The 2,571-nt window shown below is 59.4% G+C and carries 2 protein-coding genes; both read right to left on the bottom strand.

Going from position 1 to position 2,571, the window contains the following annotated elements:
* The coding region (locus FQZ95_RS13705; protein WP_160530301.1) for a S49 family peptidase at positions 1 to 1,220 on the bottom strand (1,220 nt) is incomplete at its 3' end.
* Positions 1,201 to 2,571 (bottom strand): phage portal protein (locus FQZ95_RS13700; protein WP_160530300.1); only part of this gene is annotated, 1,371 nt, incomplete at its 5' end. The genes FQZ95_RS13705 and FQZ95_RS13700, both read right to left, overlap by 20 nt.

Here is a 2,571-nt window from a genome sequence, read left to right as displayed (position 1 = left end):
TCACTGCGCGCCTGTGCACTCTGTGGTGCAGCTGCCAGAATGCGGCGGGCCGTTTCCACGGTCATACCGGGGGTTTCTGCCAGCACGCGGGCCTGTTCTTCGCGTCCGTGAGCCTCCTCACAGTTGAGGATCCCCATAATGCGGCTGTTTTCTGCCGCAACCGCAGCGGTGATCTGCGCGTTCACGTCCGGCTGCGCCGCGCTGGCGTTTTCGCCCTCCGTCGCTGGCACCACGTCAGTAACGTCAGTCTGCGAAGCAGTGGCTGAAACAGTTGTTGATTGAGTCTCTTTGGTCATTCGCCCTCCTGAGAGACGGGATTTACGCGCATCCAGTGCATCACGCATGACGGTGATCGCATCGGTGCTGTTAACAAGTTCATCAGCCAGTCCGGCATCAATGGCCTCCTGACCGCTGTACACTGCAGCCTCGGTATCCAGCACAGCCTGCACAGACAGGCCGGTATATGCCGACACCTTCTGCGCAAACATCTGGCGGGTTGCGTCCATCCGGGACTGCAGTGTCTCCCGGACGTCATCCGGAAGATGGCTGTAGGGATTGCCATCCACCTTATGGCTGCCGCTGTAAATCAGCGTGATTTCCACACCCTGTTTCTCCAGGGCAGCACCGTAATTACTGTGAGCCATCATGACGCCGATGGAGCCTGTCCGGGCGGTCTGCGTGACCAGACGCCGGGAGGCGGCACTGGCAAGCAGCTGACCTGCACTGCAGTTCATGTCGTTGGCCAGCGCCCATACCGGTTTTATGTCACGCACACGGGCGATGATGTCAGCGCAGTCAAATGCCCCCGCCACCATTCCGCCTGGCGTGTCCATATCGAGCAGAATGCCGTCCACCATCGGGTCGCTGGCAGCCTGTTGCAGACGGGCGATAATGCCGTTGTAACCGGTCATCCCCGAGTACGGCTGCAGCGCCCGCGTCCGGCTGACCAGCGTGCCGGACACCGGCAGCACGGCGATGCCGTTCATGACCTGATAACTGCGGGCCTGTCGTGGTCCGTCATCATCACCGGATAATGCCAGCGTCGCGAGTGCCTCCTGGGCAGTCAGGCTGTCGCCGGACACCGCATCCGTCAGGCGGCTGATCCCAAGCTGGCCTGCAAGCGCACAAAAGAAAACCCGCGCATAGGCGGGTTCAAGCATCAGCGGCTCATTAAAGGCCATGCTGGCAATATGCGGGAGATTACGCAGCTCTGCTGTCACTCTTCTCCTCCTCTGTTGATTGTCGCAGCCCGGATTCAAATGCCGCAGCCGCCCAGGCGGGTGGTTTAAGACCGGCTGCACGACGCTCCATCGATTCACGGACCTGCTGGGCAAAAATTTCCTGATAGTCATCGCCGCGTTTTGCACACTCTTTTTCGTAGGTACTCAGCCCGGCTTCTATCAGCATCACCGCTTCCTGAACTTCTTTCAGACCATCGATGGCCATACGACCGGAGCCTATCCAGTCGCAGTTCCCCCAGGCACTACGGGCTTCCTGAAAACTGAAGCGCGCTTTTGAAGGTAACGTCACCACGCGGCGGGCGATGGCCTCTTCCAGCCAGCACAGAAACATCTGGCTCGCCTGACGGGATGCGACGAATTTTCGCCGCCCCATAAAGTGCGCCCACGACTCGTTCGCGCTGGCCCGTGCCGTGGAGTAGCTCATCTGGGCGTAATTCCGGGAAAGCTGCTCATACGAGACACCCAGTCCGGCAGCGATATACCGCAGCAGTGACTGCTCAAACACGGAGTAGCCGTTATCCGTGTCCTGAGCCGTCTGCAGGTTCAGTGAGTCACCCGGCATCAGGTGCGGCACTTTTGCGCCTCCCAGACGGACCGGTGCTGCGGCGTAATACGCGGCAATTTCACCAATCCAGCCGGTCAGCTTGTCCCGCTGCTCCTGACTGTTCGCGCCCAGAATAAAATCCATCGCTGACTGCGTATCCAGCTCACTCTCAATGGTGGCGGCATACATCGCCTTCACAATGGCGCTCTGCAGCTGCGTGTTCTGCAGCGTGTCGAGCATCTTCATCTGCTCCATCACGCTGTAAAACACATTTGCACCGCGGGTCTGCCCGTCCTCCACGGGTTCAAAAACGTGAATGAACGAGGCGCGCCCGCCGGGTAACTCACGGGGTATCCATGTCCATTTCTGCGGCATCCAGCCAGGATAGCCGTCCTCGCTGACGTAATATCCCAGCGCCGCACCGCTGTCATTAATCTGCACACCGGCACGGCAGTTCCGGCTGTCGCCGGTATTGTTCGGGTTGCTGATACGCTTCGGACTGACCATCCGGAACTGTGTCCGGAACAGTCGCGACGGGCTGGTATCCCAGGTGGCCTGAACGAACAGTTCACCGTTAAAGGCATGCATGGCCACACCTTCCCGAATCATCATGGTGAACGTGCGTTTTCGCTCAACGTCAATGCAGCAACAGTCGTCCTCGGCAAACTCTTTCCATGCCGCTTCAACCTCGCGGGAAAAGGCACGGGCTTCTTCCTCCCCGATGCCCAGATAGCGCCAGCTTGGGCGATGACTGAGCCGGAAAAAAGACCCGACGATATGATCCTG

Source organism: Escherichia sp. HH41S (genome assembly GCF_009820115.1).
Taxonomy (GTDB): domain Bacteria; phylum Pseudomonadota; class Gammaproteobacteria; order Enterobacterales; family Enterobacteriaceae; genus Escherichia; species Escherichia coli_F.
Note: the sequence above shows the minus strand (reverse complement) of the source record. Positions and strands in the feature narration are given on the sequence as shown.